General features: G+C 73.7%; 18 protein-coding genes. 12 read left to right on the top strand and 6 right to left on the bottom strand.

Annotated features, from left to right (window positions below):
- Nucleotides 1-4 precede the first annotated feature (4 nt).
- The 5 genes from O7597_RS07725 to O7597_RS07705 all read left to right on the top strand — a co-directional run bounded on the left by O7597_RS07725 (nucleotide 5) and on the right by O7597_RS07705 (nucleotide 4,478).
- Complete coding sequence (locus O7597_RS07725; protein WP_269738359.1) at nucleotides 5-748, top strand: ABC transporter ATP-binding protein; 744 nt, start codon at nucleotides 5-7, stop codon at nucleotides 746-748.
- Complete coding sequence (locus O7597_RS07720; protein WP_269738358.1) at nucleotides 745-1,536, top strand: ABC transporter ATP-binding protein; 792 nt, start codon at nucleotides 745-747, stop codon at nucleotides 1,534-1,536. The genes O7597_RS07725 and O7597_RS07720 overlap by 4 nt, the downstream gene beginning before the upstream one ends.
- Entirely contained in the window at nucleotides 1,536-2,426 is an 891-nt protein-coding gene (locus tag O7597_RS07715; protein WP_093403525.1) for a branched-chain amino acid ABC transporter permease, read from the top strand. Before O7597_RS07720 ends, O7597_RS07715 begins: the two co-directional genes overlap by 1 nt.
- A complete protein-coding gene (locus tag O7597_RS07710; protein ID WP_269738357.1) occupies nucleotides 2,423-3,553 on the top strand; it encodes a branched-chain amino acid ABC transporter permease in 1,131 nt (376 codons plus the stop codon). The genes O7597_RS07715 and O7597_RS07710 overlap by 4 nt, the downstream gene beginning before the upstream one ends.
- A gap of 178 nt (nucleotides 3,554-3,731) precedes the next feature.
- Complete coding sequence (locus O7597_RS07705) at nucleotides 3,732-4,478, top strand: SDR family NAD(P)-dependent oxidoreductase (RefSeq protein ID WP_269738356.1); 747 nt, start codon at nucleotides 3,732-3,734, stop codon at nucleotides 4,476-4,478.
- A 4-nt stretch (nucleotides 4,479-4,482) separates the two neighbouring features.
- Here O7597_RS07705 and O7597_RS07700 read toward each other — a convergent pair whose 3' ends face one another.
- A complete protein-coding gene (locus O7597_RS07700) occupies nucleotides 4,483-5,271 on the bottom strand; it encodes a hypothetical protein (RefSeq protein WP_281582329.1) in 789 nt (262 codons plus the stop codon).
- A gap of 92 nt (nucleotides 5,272-5,363) precedes the next feature.
- On the opposite strand from O7597_RS07700, the gene O7597_RS07695 reads away from it, so the two are divergent.
- The gene (locus tag O7597_RS07695; protein WP_281582328.1) at nucleotides 5,364-7,538 is read left to right on the top strand and encodes a DEAD/DEAH box helicase; all 2,175 of its coding nucleotides are present in this window, start codon (nucleotides 5,364-5,366) and stop codon (nucleotides 7,536-7,538) included.
- Nucleotides 7,539-7,607: 69 nt separating this feature from the next.
- Nucleotides 7,608-8,666 carry a hypothetical protein gene (locus tag O7597_RS07690; protein ID WP_281582327.1) on the top strand — a complete coding sequence of 353 codons (1,059 nt, stop codon included), beginning with the start codon at nucleotides 7,608-7,610 and terminating at the stop codon, nucleotides 8,664-8,666.
- 6 nt (nucleotides 8,667-8,672) lie between these two features.
- Here the strand turns inward: O7597_RS07690 and O7597_RS07685 are convergent, their stop codons facing one another.
- From O7597_RS07685 to O7597_RS07675, 3 genes are all read right to left on the bottom strand, one after another.
- On the bottom strand, nucleotides 8,673-9,125 hold the full coding sequence (locus O7597_RS07685) for a helix-turn-helix domain-containing protein (protein WP_269738352.1): 453 nt from the start codon (nucleotides 9,123-9,125) through the stop codon (nucleotides 8,673-8,675).
- Between the two features lie 118 nt (nucleotides 9,126-9,243).
- On the bottom strand, nucleotides 9,244-10,416 hold the full coding sequence (locus tag O7597_RS07680) for an SAM-dependent methyltransferase (protein WP_269738351.1): 1,173 nt from the start codon (nucleotides 10,414-10,416) through the stop codon (nucleotides 9,244-9,246).
- Between the two features lie 227 nt (nucleotides 10,417-10,643).
- Complete coding sequence (locus tag O7597_RS07675; protein ID WP_281582326.1) at nucleotides 10,644-12,356, bottom strand: DEAD/DEAH box helicase; 1,713 nt, start codon at nucleotides 12,354-12,356, stop codon at nucleotides 10,644-10,646.
- A 335-nt stretch (nucleotides 12,357-12,691) separates the two neighbouring features.
- Here O7597_RS07675 and O7597_RS07670 point away from each other — a divergent pair, with 335 nt between their 5' ends.
- Nucleotides 12,692-13,393: a ferritin-like fold-containing protein gene (locus O7597_RS07670; protein WP_269738349.1), complete on the top strand. Its 702-nt coding sequence runs from the start codon at nucleotides 12,692-12,694 to the stop codon at nucleotides 13,391-13,393.
- A gap of 66 nt (nucleotides 13,394-13,459) precedes the next feature.
- Here the strand turns inward: O7597_RS07670 and O7597_RS07665 are convergent, their stop codons facing one another.
- Both O7597_RS07665 and O7597_RS07660 read right to left on the bottom strand, forming a co-directional pair.
- Complete coding sequence (locus O7597_RS07665; RefSeq protein ID WP_099849490.1) at nucleotides 13,460-13,687, bottom strand: DUF3107 domain-containing protein; 228 nt, start codon at nucleotides 13,685-13,687, stop codon at nucleotides 13,460-13,462.
- 63 nt (nucleotides 13,688-13,750) lie between these two features.
- A complete protein-coding gene (locus O7597_RS07660) occupies nucleotides 13,751-14,389 on the bottom strand; it encodes a TetR/AcrR family transcriptional regulator (RefSeq protein WP_269738348.1) in 639 nt (212 codons plus the stop codon).
- A 1,274-nt stretch (nucleotides 14,390-15,663) separates the two neighbouring features.
- Between O7597_RS07660 and O7597_RS07655 the strand changes: the two genes are divergently transcribed.
- From O7597_RS07655 to O7597_RS07640, 4 genes are all read left to right on the top strand, one after another.
- Complete coding sequence (locus tag O7597_RS07655) at nucleotides 15,664-17,457, top strand: hypothetical protein (protein ID WP_281583209.1); 1,794 nt, start codon at nucleotides 15,664-15,666, stop codon at nucleotides 17,455-17,457.
- A gap of 23 nt (nucleotides 17,458-17,480) precedes the next feature.
- Entirely contained in the window at nucleotides 17,481-18,455 is a 975-nt protein-coding gene (locus O7597_RS07650) for an alpha/beta hydrolase (protein ID WP_269738346.1), read from the top strand.
- A 157-nt stretch (nucleotides 18,456-18,612) separates the two neighbouring features.
- Nucleotides 18,613-19,404 carry a DUF3152 domain-containing protein gene (locus O7597_RS07645; protein WP_281582325.1) on the top strand — a complete coding sequence of 264 codons (792 nt, stop codon included), beginning with the start codon at nucleotides 18,613-18,615 and terminating at the stop codon, nucleotides 19,402-19,404.
- A 152-nt stretch (nucleotides 19,405-19,556) separates the two neighbouring features.
- Nucleotides 19,557-20,282: a DUF3152 domain-containing protein gene (locus O7597_RS07640; protein ID WP_281582324.1), complete on the top strand. Its 726-nt coding sequence runs from the start codon at nucleotides 19,557-19,559 to the stop codon at nucleotides 20,280-20,282.
- Nucleotides 20,283-20,291 lie beyond the last annotated feature (9 nt).

The raw sequence follows: 20,291 nt of genomic DNA, 5'->3' as shown, positions 1-20,291 counted from the left end.
GCAGATGCTCACCACCCGCGGTCTGACCTGGCGGATCGGTGAGGTGTCCATCGTCGACTCCGTCTACCTGGACCTGGCACCCGGGGAGTTCCTCGGCGTGATCGGCCCGAACGGCGCCGGCAAGACCTCACTGTTCAACCTGATCACCGGCCTGCGTCGGGCCACCGAAGGCCGGGTGACGCTGGACGGCAAGGACATCTCCGACCTGCCGCCGTACCGGCGGGCCCGACTGGGCCTGGGCCGTACCTTCCAGGCGTCCTCGGTGTTCGGCTCGCTGAGCGTGCGGGAGAACGTCCGGCTCGCCGTGCAGGCACACCGCGGGGGTTCGCTCAAGTTGTGGCGGCGGGCGGCGGCCGACCGGGAGGTCGCCGCCGCCGCCGACGCGGCGCTCGACCGGGTCGGCCTGGCCCACCGGGGTACGGCGCTGGCCGGCACCCTCGCCCACGGCGAGAAGCGGAAGCTGGAGATCGCCCTGCTGCTGGCCGGTGAGCCACGGGTGATGCTGCTCGACGAGCCGATGGCCGGGGTCAGCGCCGAGGACGTGCCGGAACTGGTCCAGGTGATCCGTTCGTTGACCGGGGACAGCGGCCGGGCGGTGCTGATGGTGGAGCACCACATGGACGTGATCCTCGAACTGGCCGACCGGATCGCCGTGATGCACCACGGCGCGCTGCTGGCCTGCGACACGCCGGAGACGGTGATGGCCAACCCGACAGTACAAGAGGCCTACCTCGGGGAGTCGCTGTGAGCGAACCCGTACTGACCGTGGAGAACCTGTCGGTCCGGATCGCCGGGCTGCACATCCTCCAGGGCGTGTCGTTCACGGTCGCGCCGACCGGGGTCACCGTGCTGCTCGGCCGCAACGGGGTCGGCAAGACCACCACGCTGCGCGCCGTCGTGGGGCTGACCCCCCGCAACGGGGAGGTGCGCGGCACGGTCCGGATGGGCGCGCAGAGCCTGCTGTCGCAGCGGACGCATCGCCTGGTCCGCGGCGGGCTCGGCTACGTGCCGGAGGACCGCTGCGTCTTCGCCGGGCTCACCGTCGCGGAGAACCTGCGGCTCGCCGAGCGGCGCGGCACCCGCCCGGCGTACGACCGGGTGTTCGCCCTCTTCCCCGAGCTGGACCGGCGTTCCCGGCAGCGGGCCGGCTCGCTGTCCGGGGGGCAGCAGCAGATGCTCGCCATCGGCCGGGTGCTGCTCAACGACAACCGGCTGCTGCTCGTCGACGAGCCGACCAAGGGGTTGGCGCCGAAGGTGGTGACCGAGGTGGCCGAGGTGCTGGAACGGGTCGCGGAGTCCGTGCCGGTGCTGCTGGTCGAGCAGAACCTGGCGGTGGTCCGGCGGCTGGCCCGCGACGCGGTGGTGCTCGCCGCCGGACGGGTCGCCTGGGCCGGCGACGCCCAGGAGTTGTTGCTGGAGACCGCGCTGACCCGGTCCCTGCTCGGCGTCGGCTCGGCAGAGGGCCACCAGCACGCCGGGGCGGCGACCGCCGATCACCCGGCCGGTGCCGCGGCGGCCCCGGAGGACGGTAGCTGATGGACGCGATCATTCTGTTGACGCTCACCGGTCTCGGCCTGGCCGCCCTGTACTTCCTGGTCGCCTCCGGACTGTCGCTGGTCTTCGGCCTGGCCGACGTGCTCAACTTCGCCCACGGGCTCTTCCTCGGCGTCGGCGCGTACGCCACCTGGTGGGCGGCGGGGAATCTGCCCGGCGCCGGCCCCGACGGGCTCGGGTTCGTGGTCGCGGTCGCCTTCGGGGTGGCCGCCGGCACGCTGATGGCGGTGCTCGTCGAGCTGGTGCTGATCCGGCCGCTCTACTCGCGCACCATCGAGCAGGTGCTGGTCACCGTCGGCCTGTCGCTGGCCGGTGTGGCGCTGTTGCAGGCCACCTGGGGTGCGGACGCCCGACCGTTCCCGCGCCCCGCCTGGACCCGCGAGGTGACCTCGATCTTCGGCGCGCAGGTGCCCAACGGCGGGCTGCTGCTCATCGTGGCCGCGGCGTTGGTGCTCGGCGCGATCCTCGCCTTCCTCCGCTGGACCCGCTACGGCCTGATCATCCGGGCCGGGGTGGAGAACCGGGAGATGGTGACCGCGCTGGGCATCGACGTACGCAAGGCGTTCACCCTGGTCTTCGCCATCGGCGGGGCGGCAGCGGCGCTGGCCGGGGCGCTGGGCAGCGTCTACTTCGGCACCGTCTCGCCGCAGCAGGGCGGCTCGTTGCTGATCTTCGCGTTCATCGTGGTGGTCATCGGCGGCATGGGTTCGGTGGTCGGGTCCGCGTACGCGGCGGTCGCGGTCGGGCTGCTGCAACAGTTCGTCAACTACTACGGCACCTCCGGGCTGGGTGACATCTGCGTGGTGGCGCTGCTGGCCGTGGTGCTGCTGTTGCGCCCGCAGGGCATCGCCGGGAAGGCGGTTACGGCATGACCGAGGTCAAGAGTCCCGAGGTTCCCGCGCCGCCGGCGGCGGTGCCCGACGAGCTGACCGAGCGACCGGGCCGCTGGAGCCGACTCCGGCCGTTCCTGCCGCTGGTCGCGCTGGCGGTGGCGCTGATCCTGCCGTACTCGACGCTGCACCTGCCGGGCATCTTCGAGGGCGCGCTGAACTCGCCGGGCACCCTGCAACTGCTCGCCGTGTGTCTGGTCTTCGGCGGGCTGGCAGCCGGGTACGACCTGCTGTTCGGGCGTACCGGAATGCTCTCCTTCGGCCACGCCCTCTACTTCGCCGCCGGTGTCTACGGCACCGACATCCTGATCACCCGGGTCGGGCTGCCGCTGTGGCAGGCCGCACCGCTGGCCATCGTCGGCGGCACCATCCTCGCCGGCCTGCTCGGTGCGGTGGCGCTGCGTACGGTCGGTATCGCCTTCGCCATGGTGACGCTGGCCTTCGCGCAGGTCGGCGCGATCCTGGTGGCCCGGGACTTCGGTGGGCTCACCGGCGGTGAGGAGGGGCTGCCGCTGGACGTCAGCGGGCTGCCGGACGGGCTGGTCGGGGTCACCAACACGGTCAACCTGTACTGGTTGGCGCTGGCGTATCTCGTGGTGGTGGTCCTCGTGGTGCACCGGGTCAGTGGCTCGCCGACCGGGCGGGTGCTGGCCGGGCTGCGCGACGACGAGCGTCGCATCGGCGTGCTCGGGCTGGACCCGTACCGGTTCAAGCTGGTCGCCTTCACCCTGGCCGGTGGCCTCGCGGCGGCGGGCGGGGTGGTCTACTGCCTGATCGTCGGCGGTGCCTCGCCGCACATCACCAGCAGCGAACTGACCCTGTCGCTGCTGGTGATGGTGGTCCTCGGCGGACCGGGTACCCGGTGGGGCCCGGTGCTGGGCGGCATCCTCTACATGTACCTCGACCACCGACTGGTGTCGTTCGGCACCTCCGACGCGGTGAACGCGCTGCCGGCGTTCCTCAGCCGGCCGCTGTCCCAGCCGCTGTTCGTGCTCGGCACGGTCTTCATCCTGGCCGTCTACTTCTTCCCCGGCGGCCTGGCCAGCCTCGCTCCTCGGCTGGCCCTGCTCCGCGACTCCCTGCGCCCCGGCACCCGAAGCCGGGGTTGATCAGAGATTGGCGGGGCGGCACAACGGCGTGTCGTCCAGCTAACCTCATGATCGGTGGCCCGGACCAGCACTGTGGTCCGGGCCGGCCCGGCGTCCGGGCGGCCACCCTCGCGCTACGGCACAGCGGTGGCGGGTCCGGACGGTCGCGTACGGGGCAGGCGGTGACGGGGAGGACGGCATGAGCGAGCGGTTGGCCGTGGTCAGCGGCGGTGGTACGGGGATCGGGGCGGCCGTGGCGCGGGCGCTCGTCGTGGACGGGTGTTCGGTGCTCGTCGTGGGCCGGCGCGCGGAGGTGCTCAGCACAACGGTCGAGCGGATCGGCGCCGAGAGTGGCCGTCCCGAGGCGGTCCGGGCCGTCACGGCCGACCTCACCGACCCCGACCAGGTGGTCAGGGTGGTCGAGGCGGTCGACGGTCGGCCGGTCGACGTGCTGGTGAACAACGCCGGTGGCTACCACAGCGCGGACAACGCCACGCTCGCCGGGATCGCCGCGAACTGGCGGGCGACCCTGGACACCAACGTGCTCACCGCGGTGCTGCTCACCGAGGCGTTGCGACCGGCCCTGCGCCGGCCCGGCGGGCGGGTGATCCTGATCAGCTCCATCGCCGCGCAGCGCGGCGGTGGCGACGCGTACTCGGCGGCGAAGGCGGCACTGCACGGCTGGGCGTACAGCCTCGCGGCCCAGCTCGGGCCGGACCAGGTCACGGTCAACGTGGTCAGCCCGGGCTACGTGGCCGAGACCGAGTTCTTCGCCGGCCGGATGACCCCGGAGGGCCACGCGCAGCGGGTGGCCGCGACCCTGGTCGGCCGGGCCGGGGTGCCGGACGACGTCGCCGAGTCGGTGCGCTACCTGGCCAGTCCCGCCGCCGGCTACGTCACCGGCCAGGTGCTCGGGGTCAACGGGGGGTCGGTGCTCGGGCGCTGACCGGTCAGTCGTTGAGCATGTCGTACGCGGCGGAAGGGGCCGGCTGGGCCTGCTCCTCGGTGAACGCGACGACCGCTGGCGCCGTACCGAAGTCGAAGTACTCGACCACGTACTCGGACTTCTTCTTCTTGCCGGCGGCCGGAATCTCCAGCGTCAGCGAGGACAGGTTGCCGTCCGCGCCGACCACCGCGCTGAGCGGAAGCTGCCCGTCGGCGTCGTCGAGCGCGGCCAGGGCATCCGCCAGCTCCGGCACGGCGGACAGGTCCACCAAGCCGGTGTACGTCCCGGGCTCACCGGCCTGGACGTCGGTGGCCGCGCGGATGATCGCATCGGCGTTGCCCGGGTCGGTGCCCTCGTAGGTGGGCAGCGAGTCCGGCCCCTCGATCTTCGCCGGATCCAGCTCCATCCACTTGGTGGGCAGCTTCATCAGCTTCTGGATGTCCTTGGCGCCCTTGAAGTTGACCTTCATCCAGGTGCGTGACTCGACCATCCGGAAGGACATCTCCAGCGTGAAGTCCTTGTCCTTGGTGACGGTGTCGATGTCCATGCCCCGGTTCGCCGGATCGACCACCCCGGAGACGTCGCCCGAGGAGTCGCTGGTGGTGAAGCGGAAGGCCGGGTCCTGCTCACCGGGCACGGCCGCCAGCAACTCCTGCTTCGGGTCCGGCGGTGGGGGAGCCGCTGCCGGGGTGGCGTCGTCGTCGCAGCCGGCAACCAGGGTCGCGGCCATCAGGGCGGCGGCCACGGCCGCGAGACGGCGGGTCGTGGCGGTGGTGCCGGTTCGCTGAGTCATCTCGTCTCTTTCTCGGGGATCGAACGGGAATGGTAGAACACACTCCCGGCCGCGGTCCGGCTCCGTCGCGGCGGCGCTGGTAGAAACGTCGGATGGGCCAGGAACGGACGGCGGTGCGGCAGCGGGCCGAGGCGGTGTTGCGGCGGCTGGCCGGCGCGCAGGCCCGGCTCCGCGAGGACCAGTGGCGGGCGATCGAGGCGCTGGTGGTGGACCGGCGTCGGGTGCTCTGCGTGCAGCGCACCGGGTGGGGCAAGTCGGCCGTGTACTTCGTGGCGACCGCGCTGCTGCGCGACCGCGACGGTCAGGGCGGCGGGACCGAACCCACCGGCCCGACGGTCATCGTGTCGCCGTTGCTGGCCCTGATGCGTAACCAGGTCGACGCCGCGGCCCGGGCCGGGATCCGGGCCCGCACCATCAACTCGGCGAACCTGGACGAGTGGGACGCCATCACCGCCGAGATCCACGCCGGCACGGTGGACGTGCTGCTGATCAGCCCGGAACGGCTCAACAACCCGGACTTCCGGGACGGCGTGCTGCCGAAACTGGCCGCCACCACCGGTCTGCTGGTCGTCGACGAGGCACACTGCGTGTCGGACTGGGGGCACGACTTCCGGCCGGACTACCGCCGGCTGCGTACGTTCCTCGGCAACCTGCCCGACCGCACCCCGGTGCTGGCGACGACCGCCACCGCCAACGCCCGGGTGACCCGGGACGTGGCGGAGCAACTGGGCACCGAGCCGAGCACCGCGACCGGGCCGCGACCGGACGTCCTGGTGCTGCGCGGCAGCCTGGACCGGGAGTCGCTGCGGTTGGGCGTGCTCGATCTGCCGAGCCCAGCGCACCGGCTCGGTTGGCTCGCCGACCATCTGGACCGGCTCCCCGGTTCCGGCATCGTCTACACGTTGACGGTGGCCTCGGCGACCGAGACCGCCGAGTTCCTCCGCTCGCGCGGCTGGGCGGTGGCCGCGTACACCGGGCAGGCCGAGGACGCCGACCGCCGCGCCGCCGAGCAGGATCTGCTGGACAACAAGATCAAAGCCCTGGTGGCCACCAGCGCGCTCGGCATGGGCTTCGACAAACCGGATCTCGGGTTCGTCGTGCACCTCGGCGCGCCGCCGTCACCCATCGCGTACTACCAGCAGGTCGGCCGGGCCGGCCGGGCCGTCGAACACGCCGAGGTGCTGCTGCTACCCGGTGCCGAGGACGCGGCGATCTGGCGGTACTTCGCCTCGTTGGCCTTTCCACCCGAGGCGCAGGTCCGCGCGGTGCTGGCCGCGCTGCACACCGACCGGCCGCTGTCCACGCAGGCCCTGGAACCCCTGGTGGACCTGCGTCGGGCCCGGCTGGAGCTGATGCTCAAGGTGCTCGACGTGGATGGCGCGGTCCGCCGGGTACGCGGCGGCTGGCTCGCCACCGGCGAACCCTGGACCTACGACGACGCCCGGCTGCGCCGCGTCGCCGCCGCCCGTACCGCCGAACAACAGGCCATGGTCGAGTACGCGGCGACGACCGGCTGCCGGATGCGTTACCTCCGGGAATGCCTCGACGATGTGGACGCGGTGGACTGCGGCCGGTGCGACCGCTGTACCGGGCCCCTGCTCGCGTCCGAGGTGTCGGAGGCCGCGCTGACCGCCGCGCAGACCTTCCTCGGCCGCCCCGGCGTGCAGCTCGCACCGAAGAAGCTCTGGCCGACCGGGCTGGAGTCGGTGGGCGTACCGCTGAAGGGGCGCATCGCCCCGGCGGAGCAGGCGCTGCCGGGCCGGGCCGTCGGCCGGCTGTCGGACCTCGGCTGGGGTGGCCGGCTGCGCGGGCTGGTCGGGCCGGGCGCGCCGGACGGCCCGGTGCCCGACGACGTGGCCGCCGCCGTCGTCGAGGTGCTCAAGGCGTGGGCGCACGGTGACGACCCCTGGCCGCACCGGCCGGTCGGGGTGGTCGCGGTCGGCTCTCGGACCCGCCCGGCGCTCGTCGCTTCGCTGGCCGAGCGGATCGCCGCCGTCGGCCGGCTGCCGCTGCTGGGCCAGGTGGTACCCGCCGGGTCGGTGGCCGCCGACGGTCCCCGTGGCAACAGCGCGCAGCGGGTACGCGCCCTGCACGGCTCCCTCACCGTCCCCGCCGACCTCGCCGCCGCGGTCGCCGACCTGGACGGTCCGGTGCTGCTGGTGGACGATCTGGTCGACTCCGGCTGGACCATGACGTTGGCGGCCCGGGAACTCCGCCGAGCCGGCGCCGCCGGCGTACTGCCGCTGGCTCTCGCCCTCGCCGCCTGAGGGTGCGACCGGAACCACGATCGGGTCGGCTCGCCGGGTGCCCGATCGGCGCGGCGGTACGGTGGGCGCATGGCTGACCAGGCACCCGACGCGCCCGCGCTCGGGTCCGTGCGCACCGCCGAGCGACCCGCCGCCGACCAGGACCCCGGCGCGGCGCCGCCGGCAGCCGGCGAGGACCCCCGCGTGGCTCCGGCCGGCGAGGTGCCTGCCCCGACCTCGGCTGTGCCGGATCGCGCCACGCTGCGGTTGGCCCTGGTGGTCGGCGGGCTGGTGCTGGCGGTGCTGCTCGGATTCGGGCTCGGGCGGATCAACGGCGGCGGGGGTCCCACGGCGGCAGGCGGTACCGGCAGCGCGCTGGCCGAGCACACCCACGCTCCCGGCGCCGGCGCGCACTCGCACGGCGCCGACCAGGACGCGGCGGCCGAGGCCGGCGGTCTGGCGGTCAGCCGGGACGGATACACACTGACCCCACTGGCCGACGAGTTCACCGTCGGGCAGGCCGGTGAACTGCGGTTCCAGATCCGGGACGGGCAGCGCCGGACGGTCACCCGATTCGCTGTCGTGCACGACAAGCCGATGCACGTGATCGTGGTCCGTCGGGACCTGTCCGGATACCAGCACCTGCACCCGACGATGGCGGTGGACGGCACCTGGTCGGTGCCGCTGACGCTGCCGTCGGCCGGCGTCTGGCGGGCGTACGCCGACTTCACCGCCGTCGCCGACGACGGCCGGCAGACGGCGACGACGCTCGGGGTGGACCTGGTCGCGCCGGGCGACTACACGCCCCGTGACCTGCCCAGCCCGGCGACCACGACCAGGGTCGACGAGTTCACCGTCGAGTGCCGGGGCGCTCCGCGACCCGGGCTCACCGTGCCGGTCGACTTCCGGATCACCGGCGCGGACGGCGCGGGCCCGACGCTGGAGCGCTACCTCGGTGCGTACGGCCACCTCGTCGCCTTGCGCCAGGGTGACCTCGGCTACCTGCACGTGCACCCGGAGGCGGAACTCGTCGACGGCGCGATCCGGTTCTGGCTCACCACACCCGCGCCCGGGCGGTACCGGCTCTACCTGGACTTCGCGACCGGGGGAGAGGTGAGCACGGCGGAGTTCACCGTAGCGGTGTCGTAGGGCGGGTCAGCCCGCCGTCCGACGCATCGGCGCGGCGGTGGGATCGGAGGGCCGGCGGATCGGCCGGCGGGCGAGGTAGCGCAGCAGGTCGCGGATGTGGTGCTTCTCCTCCGCCGGCACCGCCGGATCCGCCAACCGTTGCAGGATCACCCGCACGTCGGCCTCGACCGGGCCGTCGTCGCCACGCCGCCACGGCCCGGATCCCGCGTCGGGCAGACCGAGGGCGCGGAAGGCCGCCGCTACCGGCAGATCGAGCGCCGCGCAGAAGCTGCGGACCTTGGCCAGCTCGGGGTAGTCCTGCCAGTCGCCGGCGAGCCAGCGGAAGACGGTCGAGCGACCGACACCGGTGTGGGCGGCCAGATCGGTGACGGTCCAACCGCGCTCCTCGCGAGCGTCGTCGATGGCACGGCGCACGAAACGCGCGAAGGCCATCTGCGGCGAAACCTCTGCCGAACCCATCCGGTGGGTCTTCCCTCCCGACCGGCACCCGACGGTGCGCTCTTCGAGAGTAGTACGGGAACGTTGCCGGGCAATTGACTGATCGACCAGACGATTCCGGTGGCGGGTGGCGAATCCGTCACACCGCCGGCGGCAGCTGCGCGAGCAGCGTCTCCAACCGGGGGGTGAGCTGCCACTGGGCGACGAGGTCCCGGTACTCGGCGCGCTGGGCGGCGGTCGGGTCGGCACCGGTCCGGCGGGCCCGGATGAGCAGGTTCCGCGGGGTGTGCGCGGAGTCGACGAACTCGACCACCTCGGCCCGGTAGCCGTGCAGGCGCAGCAGGCCGGCACGCAGCGCGTCGGTGAGGACGTCCGCGAAGCGCTCCCGCAGGATGCCCTGCCGGGTCAGCAGATCGTACGGCGACGGGGCCGGCCGGTTACGCAGCTGCGCCGCGACGTCGTGGTGGCAGCACGGCGCGGCGAGCACCCAGCGGGCGCGCCAGCCCACCGCCCGGGCCAGCGCCTCGTCGGTGGCGGTGTCGCAGGCGTGCAGCGCGAGCACCAGGTCGGGCGGCGGCTCGACGGTGGCGTCGGCGATCGTGCCGGCGACGAACCGCACCCGGCCGGCCCAGCCCAGCCGCTCCGCCAGCTCGGTGTTGCGGCGGCGCTGATCATCGCGCACGTCCACCCCCACCAGCTCGACGTCCACCCCCGCGCCGGACAGGTAGCGGTACGCGGCGAAGGTCAGGTACGCGTTGCCGCAGCCCAGGTCCACCACCCGAAGTGGTCGGTCCAACTGCCCGGCCAGTCCGTCCGGCAGGGTGGCGGTCAGCGCCCGGAGGAACGCGTCCACCTGCCGTCGCTTGGCCGCCGACCCGCCGATCTCGGCGAAGAGCGGATCGCCCGGGTCGAGCAGGTACTCCTTGCTCCGGTCGTGCCCGACGGCGGCCGGGACGGCCGAACGGCTCGCCGTGCTGCGGTGCACCTGGGCCTCGCCCGACTTGGTCACCCGCAGTTGCAGGGTGGCGTCGGTGGTCTCCACGTGCCAGTTGCCGAACGGCTCGGCCAGCAGCGCCTCCACCGCCGCCTCCGCCTCCGGCCCGAGGCTCAGGTTCCGGGTGTGCGGCCGGGCTCCGTCGGAGGTGGAGATCTGCAGCCGCTGACCGGCCTTGAGCGCGACGGGGCGCAGCTCGGCCCGGGCCATCGAGGGACGCTGGCCGCGCCGCCGTCCGGCCGCCACGGCCCGGGTGAGGGCCGGTCCGAGCAGCATCGAACGGACCTCGGTCAGGGCGGAGTCCAGTGGTTCGGGCATTGCTCCATCTTTCCGGACGATTCGGCGGCATCGTCAGCTGGCAGGCGGCCCACGACCCCCCACCACCGCCCACCCGCCAGCTCTGCTTCAACCGACGCACAGGTTCCGGCGGGTAACCGGTGCGTGGAGTGAAGCAGAGCAAAGGGAGCGGACAGCAAGTACCGCCCGGGCGGCGACGGGTCGGTCAGCGGTGCTGGCCGCTCTCCGCCGCCTCGGGCGGTACGTCGTCAGTCGGTGGTCACGTCGGCCGGTGTACCGCTGTCGGCGCCGCCACCGGCACCACGGCGTCGGCGGCGTCGGCGCGGGCGCGGGGTGGCCGCACCGGCGCCCTCCTCGTCGCGGCTGGTGGCCGCCTCGGCGGGGGCGTCGTCGACTGTCGTCGAGGCGGTTTCGGTGCCCGCCACCGCCTCGCCGGCCCGGCGACGCCGGCGACGTCGCGGGGTACGGGTGCCTTCCTCGGCGTCACCGGCGGTGGCGTCGGTCGGCGCGGCGTCGGCACCGTCCGCACGGCGACCACTGCCGCCGCGCCCACGACCGCTCTCACCACGGCCGCTCTCACCACGGCCGCCGTCGCCGCGACCGCGGCGGCGGGCGCCGCGTGGCTCGCCCCGCCGGGAACGGCCACCACCCAGGTCCTCCTCGACCTCGGCGGCCAACCCGGCGCGGGTGCGTTCCGCGGTGGGCAGGGTGCCGGTGATCTCGGTGGAGATGTGCAGGTCGGTGTAGAGGTGCGGCGAGGTGTGGTACGTCTCCGGCGGCTCGGGCATGTCCAGGCCGAGCGTCTTGTCGATGATCCGCCAGCGGGGCATGTCGTCCCAGTCGACGAAGGTCACCGCGACACCGCTCGCGCCGGCCCGACCGGTCCGGCCGATCCGGTGGGTGTAGGTGTCCTGGTCCTCCGGACAGTCGTAGTTGATCACGTGGGTGACCCCGCTGACGTCGATGCCCCGGGCCGCCACGTCGGTGGCGACCAGAGTGTCGATCTTCCCGGCCCGGAACGCCCGCAGGGCCCGTTCGCGGGCACCCTGCCCGAGGTCGCCGTGCACCGCCGCGACCGCGAAGCCCCGGAAGTCCAGGTCCTCGGCGACCCGGTCGGCGGCCCGCTTGGTGCGGGTGAAGATGATGGTCAGCCCACGGCTCTCCGCCTGGAGGATGCGGGCCACGATCTCGATCTTGTTCATCGAGTGGGTGCGGTAGACGAGTTGCTCCGTCTGCGGCGAGGGGCCGGTCTCGGCGGTGTGCCCGGCGTGGATCGTGATCGGGTGGCGCAGGAAGCGTCGGGACAGCGTCACGATCGGGTCCGGCATGGTCGCGGAGAAGAGCATGGTCTGCCGGTCCTCCGGCAGCATCGCCAGGATCCGCTCGACGTCGTCCAGGAAGCCGAGGTCGAGCATCCGGTCGGCCTCGTCCAGCACCAGCGCGCGTACTCCGTGCAGACGCAGATGCTTCTGCTTGGCGAGGTCCAGCAGACGCCCCGGCGTGCCGACGAGAATCTCGACACCCTTGCGCAACGCCTCGATCTGCGGCTCGTACGCGACGCCGCCGTAGATCGGCAGCACCCGTACGCCCCGGGTGCGGCTGGCGGCGGCGATGTCCTTGGCGACCTGGATGCCCAGCTCGCGGGTTGGTACGACGACCAGGGCCTGCGGCAGCCCGTCGCCGCCCTCGTCGGGTGCGAAGACCCGCTCCAGCAACGGCACGCCGAAGCCCAGCGTCTTGCCGGTGCCGGTAGGTGCCTGCCCGATCAGGTCGGCTCCGCGCAGCGCGATCGGCAGCGCGTACTCCTGGATGGCGAAGGCGCGGGTGATGCCGGCCGCAGCCAGCGCGTCGACGGTCTCGGCGCGGGCGCCGAGCTCGGCGAAGGTCGGTGCCTCCGGTCGGACCGGGGCGGTCGGGGCCAGTTCCTGGCCGTCGATGATGTCTTGAATCGGCTCACTCATGTGGATTTGGGGGTGCCCTCTCGTGGGTGCGCCCCGTCATGTCCTCAGGGCGCGTTCGGTATTGCGCGGGCCACACGGTCGGCGGCAGAAAGCCGAGCGGACCGGGCCGCACGCGCGCCATGGGTCGGACTTCGACCGGATCGGAGTTGACTCCGGCCGGATCGGCACCTACGGCAACTCCTCCATGCTACCTGAACGGGTTAAACAGCGTCCCGATTCCGCGGCGGCGGGCAACGGCGCAAAGGTTTGTAAGTGACCCGTATCACAAATCGTGGGGACGGTCGGCGATTCGGCGCGGGTCTGCCGCACTTCCGGCCGGACGGTAGCCTGCGCACGTGTCCGCCCCCACTCCGCCCGGCCACGGCGTTCCGGCCGCGCCCGGTGACGCCACGACGGTTCCGCCCGGCGACGCCGTCACCGACCTGCTCGGTCTGGTGGCCCTCGGCGAACTGCTCGCCTTCGACCGGATGGCCGCCGACGCCCGGCTCGCCCCCGACCTGCGCCGCCGGGCCGCCCTGAGTGAGATGGCCGCTGCCGAGATCGCCAACTACCGGCGGGTGGCCGACCGGCTCACCGCGCTCGGCGTGCCGCCGGACGACGCGATGGCGGCGTACGTCACACCGTTGCAGGCGTACCACGACTCGACCGAGCCGCGCGACTGGGCCGAAGCGGTCACCAAGGCGTACGTCGGTGACGCGATCACCGACGACTTCCTTCGGGAGATCGCCACAGCGCTCGCCGAACCCGAGCGCCAACTGGTCCTCGACGTGCTGCACGAGTCGCGGTACGCGGAGTTCGCGGCCGGCGAGATCCGGCTCGCCATCGAGGCCGATCCGACCGTGGCGGGCCGACTGTCGATGTGGGCCCGCCGCCTGGTGGGCGAGGCGCTGTCCCAGGCGGGACGGGTCGCCGCCGCCGATCACCGGGCCCTCACCGCGCTGCTGGTCGCGGGTGGTCAGGTCGACGTGGCGGAACTGTTCCGGCGGCTGACCGCCGCGCACACCGCACGGATGGTCGCCGTCGGGCTCAACAACTGAGACCGGCAACAGGAGTGCGGCGGTCGGACCCCCGTCCGCTGATCCTGTCGCCGGTCTGTCGGAACGTCAGCGGACGGTGAAACCGACCGCTCGGGGGGACGCCTCGGCGATCTCGACGTAGGCGACCTTGCCGACCGGCACGATGATCCGCCGCCCCTTCTCGTCGGTCAGGGAGAGGGTGCCCTCGCCCCTGGCGACGGCGTCGGTCACGATCCGCTCGATCTCGGCCGGCGACTGTGCGCTCTCCAGGACCAGCTCGCGCGGCGCGTACTGCACGCCGATCTTGACCTCCACTGTGCCTCCTCCATCGGGCGAAATGGCCGCCCTGCGAAGGCTATCCGATCACAAGGTCGACGGTCAGGCTGACTCACCTTGCAGCGGAAAGCTGGCGATGCCCCGCCAGGACAGCGCCGCCACCAACGCCTCGGCCTCGGCCTTGGGCACCTGGCGGCCGCCGGCCAGCCAGAACTGCGCGGCGGTCTCGGCCGCGCCCACCAGGCCCGAGGCGAGCAGCTCGGCGTGCGCCCGGCTGACTCCGGTGTCCGAGATGATGGTGTCGGTGATCGCCGCGATGCAGCCCTGCTCGACCCGCTCCACGCGCTGCCGTACGGCCGGCTCGTTGCGCAGGTCCGACTCGAAGACCAGGCGGAAGGCCTCGCTCTCGTGGTCGACGAAGTCGAAGTACGCCCGCACCGACGCGCTGACCCGCTCCTTGTTGTCGGCGGTGCTCGCCATGGCGTCGTGCACCTTGGCGACGATCGCGTCACAGTGCGTGTCGAGCAGCGCGAGATAGAGCTCCATCTTGCCCGGGAAGTGCTGGTACAGCACCGGCTTGGAGACCCCGGCCCGCTCGGCGATGTCGTCCATGGCCGCAGCGTGGTAGCCCTGCGCGACGAACACCTCCTGAGCAGCGGCGAGTAGCTGCTTGCGGCGCGCCGAACGGGGCAGGCGCGTGGGTCGGCCGGCGGTCTGGGCGCCGTTCCCCACAGCGGTCATGGGAACCTCCGAGGTTGTCGTACGGGCCGGCATTTCACCCGAACCGGTCGGGGCCACTCGGCCCCTCGCGGAATTGGCCCGCCGCTGTAACTTATCGCCACTGTCGCCACACGGTAGCCTCAGCGGGGGCGACCAAGGAGCGCGCGGTGAGTGAAACAGGGCAACCCGGTGCCGCCACCCCGGGAGAGCACGGCGACGGGACGGGTCAGCGCGATGACCTGGCCCGTTCCGGCGACGGGTGGTCGGCGTCCCCGGTCGACTGGTCGTGGGGCCCCGAGGTCGTGCCCGGCTCCGACGCGACCGGTTCGCGGTCGGAGTCTCCGTCCGGTTGGGCCACCGCCTCGTCACGCCATGCCGACCTGCCGGCTCCCGTCGGTGAGCAGACGGAGCCCGAACGGCCCGTCCGGGTCAACGGCAACCACGTCAACGGCCACCAGCCGAACGGCACGCCCGTCGCCGAGCAGTCCACCGCTGGCCGGCACGTCCCGGTGAGCGCGCCACCCGGCCCGCGCGGGCCGGCCCAGGACGCGGGCCAGGACCGCCTCGTCGTGCCGGCGCCTCGTCCGGTGCCCGCCGGCGAGCGGCCGGGCACCGCCGGCGTCGGTCGGCCGACCTCGTCGCCCCCGGCCGTGCAGGTGCCGCCGGTCGGCACCGCCCCCTCCGGCTTCGAGATGCCACCCGGCCTGCACGCGCCCTCCGCGAACGGCTGGCAGCACGGCTGGGACGACGGTCTTCGGCCGGAGCCGGCCGGTGAGCCCTGGCCGACCGCACCCGGCGCCGATCCGGCGGCCGGGCCGGCTGACAGCCCTTCGGTCGACGGCACCGACCAGCCCGGCCGTTGGCCGGCCGCGTCGGCGTCGGGCGGCACCGACCAGCCGTCCGGTTGGTCGCCTGCCGAACCGCCCGTCGGCGGCCCGGACCGGCCGACCTGGGCCCAGCCCGACCCGGCCCGCGACTGGGCGCCGCCGTGGGCGCGGGACGAGGACGCGCCCACCGACCGTCGGCCCCGGGAGGCGTCGGCCCGGAACTGGGCCAGCGAGCCCAGCCGCCCGTACGAGCCGCTCCGCGCCGAGCCGACGCGACCGTACGAGCCGGTTCGCGCGGAGCTGCCCCGGCCGTACGAAGCCCGTCGGGATGCCGAGCATGCCCCGGAGGGGCAGCCGCCAAGCGCGCCCGACCCGGCCGACCAGCCGGCGGCCGTCGATCCGACCAGTGCCCCTCCGACCAGTGCCCCTCCGGCCTCACCGCGTCCCACCTGGGCGCGTTCGGCCGAGCTGCCGCCGGCCGCGCAGCGTCCGTCCTGGGCGCTGCCCTCCGCCAGCGACGATCCGGCCAGCGCACCGTCGGCCCCGCAACGTCCCTCGTGGGCGCGGGCGCCCGAGGTGCCGCCGACGGCGGAGCGTCCGTCGTGGGCGTTGCCGCCGGTCAGCGGCGCGCCGGCGAACGAGGGCCCGCCCTGGGGTACGCGGAACGACGAGGCGCCGCCGTGGGGCAACCGGTCCGGCGGCCAGCCGGCCGACGAACGTCTGCCGTGGGCGCTGCGCCCGGCCAGTTCCCCGCCGGCCGGTACGCCGTCCGGCGCCGTCGATCCGACAAGCGCCCCACCAGCCGGGGCGCGACCGCCGGCCCCCACCTCCGGCGTACCGCAGCCGGCCGAGTCGAGCCGGCGGGAGACATCCGCGCCCGGCCCGGCGCAGCCGGTCGCCGAGGCCCGGTCGGCCGGCGATCCGCCGGGTTATCGACCGTTCCGGCTGCGGCCGGTTCCGGACGAGCCGACACCCGCGCCCGCCCCGGTCTCCGCGCCGCCGGATCCGACCACCGGGACGGCCCCGCCCGGCCAGGTCCCGGGTGCCTCCGATCGCCGCGAACGCACCCCCTCCGCACCCGTCCCGACGAGTGCAGCCCCCTATGCGGCACGCCGGTCCGCGCCCGATCCGGTCCCGCCGACCGAGCCGGCCGGCGACCGTTCGCAGGACCGCACCACGGCGGTGTTGCCGCAGCGCGTCCCCGCCGAACCGGACGTGCCCGTCGTGCCGGAGCCGCCAGCTGTGGAGCCACCCGCCGAAACCCCGGAACTCGCCCGGATCGCCACTCATCTTCGCCGTGACGACGAGCCCGCCCCGCTGCGGGACCGGCCGGAGGGCTTCGACGTCAAAGCGATCCTCGCCGCCGTTCGCGGCGTCGAGGGCGTACGCGACGCCGAGCTGCGGCGTACCCCCGCCGGAGCGCACAGCCTCCGCCTCGACCTCGCTGACGGTGCCGACCCGGCCGAGGTGAGCCGACATGTCGCCCGGTTGTTGCAGGAGCGGATGGGACTGGCTGCGGCGCCTCGCGGCCTACCCGGCGTGCCCGCCGTGCCGGTGCGTCGGCGCGCCACGGAGAGCCGGAGCGAGGCGGGTGAGACGCGCCCGTCCGCGGAGTCACGGCGCCCCTCCGCCAGACCCGGCGGCACCCGGACGGAGACTGCGCCGAGCCGGCCGGAGACCGTGCCGGAGACCACCCGGCGGCGCCGGCAGTCACCGGCCCCGAACCGGGGTCGGGCGGTCGTCGACGAGTCTGGTGCGCCCGGCAGCCCGGCGACCCTCGGTGCGTCCTACTCCGGCGGGCAACTCACCACGACCGAGTCCGCGCCGTCGCGGCCGCTGGACACCGGTGGGGTGCCGGGCCCCCGGGTGGTGCTCGACCACGTCCAGGTGAGCACGTTCGGGCTCGACGCCAACGTCGAGGTCCGGCTGGTCGCGGGCAACCGGAACGCCTCGGGGTACGCCACCGGGCCCGCCGTGGACGGCTTCGTGCTGCGGTTGTGCGGAGTCGCCGCGGCGGCAGCGATCGACGAGCTTCTCTACGCCGTCGGTCCCACGGCGGAACGTGGACGGTGTTTCGTGGAGCACGCCGCGGTGGTGCCGTTCGGCAACTGCGAGGTGGCCACCGTGGTGGTGCTGCTGGTCTGCGACGGGTGGGTCGAGCAGTTGGCCGGGTCCGCCCTGGTGGCCGGCGATCCCCGGCAGGCGGTGGTGCGGGCGACCCTGGCCGCGGTCAACCGTCGACTGGAGGCGCTGCTGGCGTGAGCCGTTCCAGGCAGACTGGAACGGTGAAGCCTGCCACCCTCTGGCCCGAACGGCTGTTGCCCGCTCACTCGGTTCCGCCGCCCTGGCCGGGGCGGGAGGTGCGACTGGACGGAGCTGTCACCTACGTCCGGGAGACACCGGCCACCGGCCCGAACGCCGAACCGGCGTTGTACGTGCACGGCCTTGGCGGCTCGTCGCAGAACTGGACCGACCTGGCCGGCCTGCTCGCCGATCGGCTCGACGGTCAGGCGATCGACCTGCCCGGCTTCGGTCGCAGCGAGCCGGGCCGGCGCTACACCGTGCCGGTCTTCGCGGACCGGGTGATCCGCTGGATCGAGTACTCCGACCGCGGGCCGGTGCACCTGTTCGGCAACTCGCTGGGCGGCGCGATCTCGGTGCGGGTGGCGGCCCTCCGGCCGGATCTGGTCCGGACGCTGACCCTGGTGTCGCCGGCCCTGCCGTTTCTCGACTTCCGTCGGTCGTTGCAGGGACGGATGCTGCCCCTGCTGGCGATCCCCCGGGGCGAACGGGTGGCCGCCTGGCGGCTGGCCCAACTCGCCCCGGAGGTGATGGCCCAGCAGGTGATGGAGGCGTGTGTGGCCGATCTCAGCCGGATCAGCGACCAGCGTCGGCGCGAGGCGCTGGAGGAGATCCGGGTCCGCTACGAGGCGGCGCACTACGCGGCGGCGTACGTACGTACCTTCCGTGGCCTGGTCTCCAGCTTCGTGCGGTCGTACCTGCCCGGTTCGGGCTCGCTGTGGCGGATGGCCGGTACGGTGCGCGCACCCTCGCTGGTCATCGGGGGACGGCAGGACCGGCTGGTCGACGTACGGGTGGCTCCGCAGGCCGCCCGGGTGATCCCGGACAGCCGGCTCCTCATGATCAACGGGGTCGGGCACGTGGCCCAACTGGAGGTGCCACGCCTGGTGGCCCGGGCGGTGCTGGGGCTGCTCGCCGAGACGGGGGAACCCGCCCGGCGGGCCGACCTGGCAGGATGACCGGGTGCCCCGCCCTGGTAGCCGTCGACGATCGGCTCGTTCCGCTGGCCGTCATGCCGTCCGGCGAAGGTTCTGGCACCGGGACCGAGCGGGGGTTCCGGTCGCTCCCGCCGAGCGTACGGGCCGACGCGGGCTCGGAGCGGGTGCGCTGGTCCGAGTGGCGGTGCTGGTGGCGGCCGTCGGTGCCGCGGTGGCGATGGTGGCCGGCGGCACCGGTGTGGGCTCCGGGGCAGCCGACGAGGTCGAACCGGTGGTCACCGGGCCGGCCGTGGCCCAGTCGTCTCCGGCGCCCGTGCGGACACCGTCGCCGGTGGCGGTGTCCCCGTCGCCCGCGCCACCGGTCCTGCGGGAGCCCGGTTCCATCCCGTCGACCGGTCCGGGGCGGTTCGGCTACGACGACCGGACCGGCCCGGTGCTGGGTACGGCCGGTGACCTCCGGCGCTACCGGGTGGCGGTGGAGTCCGGCTCCGGCGTGGACGAGGGCGAGTTCGCCCTGGCGGTGCGGACGGCGTTGGCCGGCCCGGGCAGTTGGGTGGACAGTGGTCGACTGCGGCTGCGGCAGGTCGAGCGCTCCGCTCGGCACGACTTCACCGTCTACCTGGCCACGGCCGGGACGGCGGGTCGGATGTGCGCCGCCGGAGGGGTGGACATCCGGGTCGGTGGCCGGCCGTACACCTCCTGCCGAGCGCCGGGGAAAGTGATCATCAACCTGGACCGGTGGCGGCAGTCGGTACCGCACTTCGTCGAGGCCGAGGTGCCGCTGTCGCTCTACCGGACGTACGTGGTCAATCACGAGGTCGGGCACGAGCTGGGCAACCGGCACGAGCGCTGCCCGGGGCGCGGCGAGCCGGCTCCGGTGATGATGCAGCAGACGCTCTTCCTCAAGGGGTGCGTCGCGAACCCGTGGCCGTACCTGGACGGCCGGCGGTACCAGGGCCCGCCACTCTGAGCGGCAGCCGGGCGATCAAAACGCGGTGATGTGCCGGAAAGGGATGCGACGATGGCGTCATGCCCTCTTCGCCCCTTTGGCGCGATTGCGACCGCTCGGCTCGACCGCCGGGAACGAACGATCGGCAGCGCCGACCGGTGGTGCCGCACCGGGTGGTCGTGACCCTGGGCACGGTGCTGGTGCTGGCCGCCACCGCGGCGGTGCTGCTGGTCCGGACCGGTCAGCGGATCGCCGCGCCGGACCAGGGCTTCGGCAACCGGGTCGCCTCCGGGGCGGGTGGCGACGAGCAGGCCCGGCCGAGCAGGTATCCGTGGGTGGGTGACGGCAGCTTCACGGTGGCCGGTGACCACTCGCCGGTGCACGGCGAGGGCGGTCCGGTGGCCCGCTACCGGGTCGCCGTGGAGCAGGGCGCCGGCCAGGATCCGGCCGCCTTCGCCGCAGTGGTCGACGGGGTGCTGGCCGACCGGCGTAGCTGGATCGGCACCGGGGCGCTGCGGGTGCAGCGGATCGCCGAGGCGGACGCGGCCGACTTCACCGTCTACCTGGCCACCCCGCGAACCTCCGAGGCGATGTGCGCCGAGGGGGGACTGAGTACCGAGGGCTACACCTCCTGCCGGCTGCCCGGGCAGGTCATCATCAATCTGGCCCGCTGGCTGGAGGCGGTGCCGGACTACGGCGCCCCGCTCGAGGTCTACCGGGCCTACGTGATCAACCACGAGGTCGGGCACGAATTCGGGGAGGGGCACGAGACGTGCCCGGCACCGGGAGAGCCGGCACCGGTCATGCAGCAGCAGACGTACGGGCTGGATGGCTGCCTGCCGAACGCCTGGCCGATTCTCGACGGGCGCCGGCACGCCGGTATTCCCGCTCCCGCATAGCGGGCGACG

It is taken from the genome of Verrucosispora sp. WMMC514 (assembly GCF_027497295.1).
GTDB lineage: Bacteria > Actinomycetota > Actinomycetes > Mycobacteriales > Micromonosporaceae > Micromonospora > Micromonospora palythoicola.
Note: the sequence above shows the minus strand (reverse complement) of the source record. Positions and strands in the feature narration are given on the sequence as shown.

Coding starts and splice junctions, on each gene's coding strand:
- O7597_RS07725 (WP_269738359.1), top strand. CDS start 5: ATGCTCACCACCCGCGGTCTGACCTGGCGGATCGGTGAGGTGTCCATC.
- O7597_RS07715 (WP_093403525.1), top strand. CDS start 1,536: ATGGACGCGATCATTCTGTTGACGCTCACCGGTCTCGGCCTGGCCGCC.
- O7597_RS07710 (WP_269738357.1), top strand. CDS start 2,423: ATGACCGAGGTCAAGAGTCCCGAGGTTCCCGCGCCGCCGGCGGCGGTG.
- O7597_RS07705 (WP_269738356.1), top strand. CDS start 3,732: ATGAGCGAGCGGTTGGCCGTGGTCAGCGGCGGTGGTACGGGGATCGGG.
- O7597_RS07700 (WP_281582329.1), bottom strand. CDS start 5,271: ATGACTCAGCGAACCGGCACCACCGCCACGACCCGCCGTCTCGCGGCC.
- O7597_RS07695 (WP_281582328.1), top strand. CDS start 5,364: ATGGGCCAGGAACGGACGGCGGTGCGGCAGCGGGCCGAGGCGGTGTTG.
- O7597_RS07690 (WP_281582327.1), top strand. CDS start 7,608: ATGGCTGACCAGGCACCCGACGCGCCCGCGCTCGGGTCCGTGCGCACC.
- O7597_RS07685 (WP_269738352.1), bottom strand. CDS start 9,125: ATGGGTTCGGCAGAGGTTTCGCCGCAGATGGCCTTCGCGCGTTTCGTG.
- O7597_RS07680 (WP_269738351.1), bottom strand. CDS start 10,416: ATGCCCGAACCACTGGACTCCGCCCTGACCGAGGTCCGTTCGATGCTG.
- O7597_RS07675 (WP_281582326.1), bottom strand. CDS start 12,356: ATGAGTGAGCCGATTCAAGACATCATCGACGGCCAGGAACTGGCCCCG.
- O7597_RS07660 (WP_269738348.1), bottom strand. CDS start 14,389: ATGACCGCTGTGGGGAACGGCGCCCAGACCGCCGGCCGACCCACGCGC.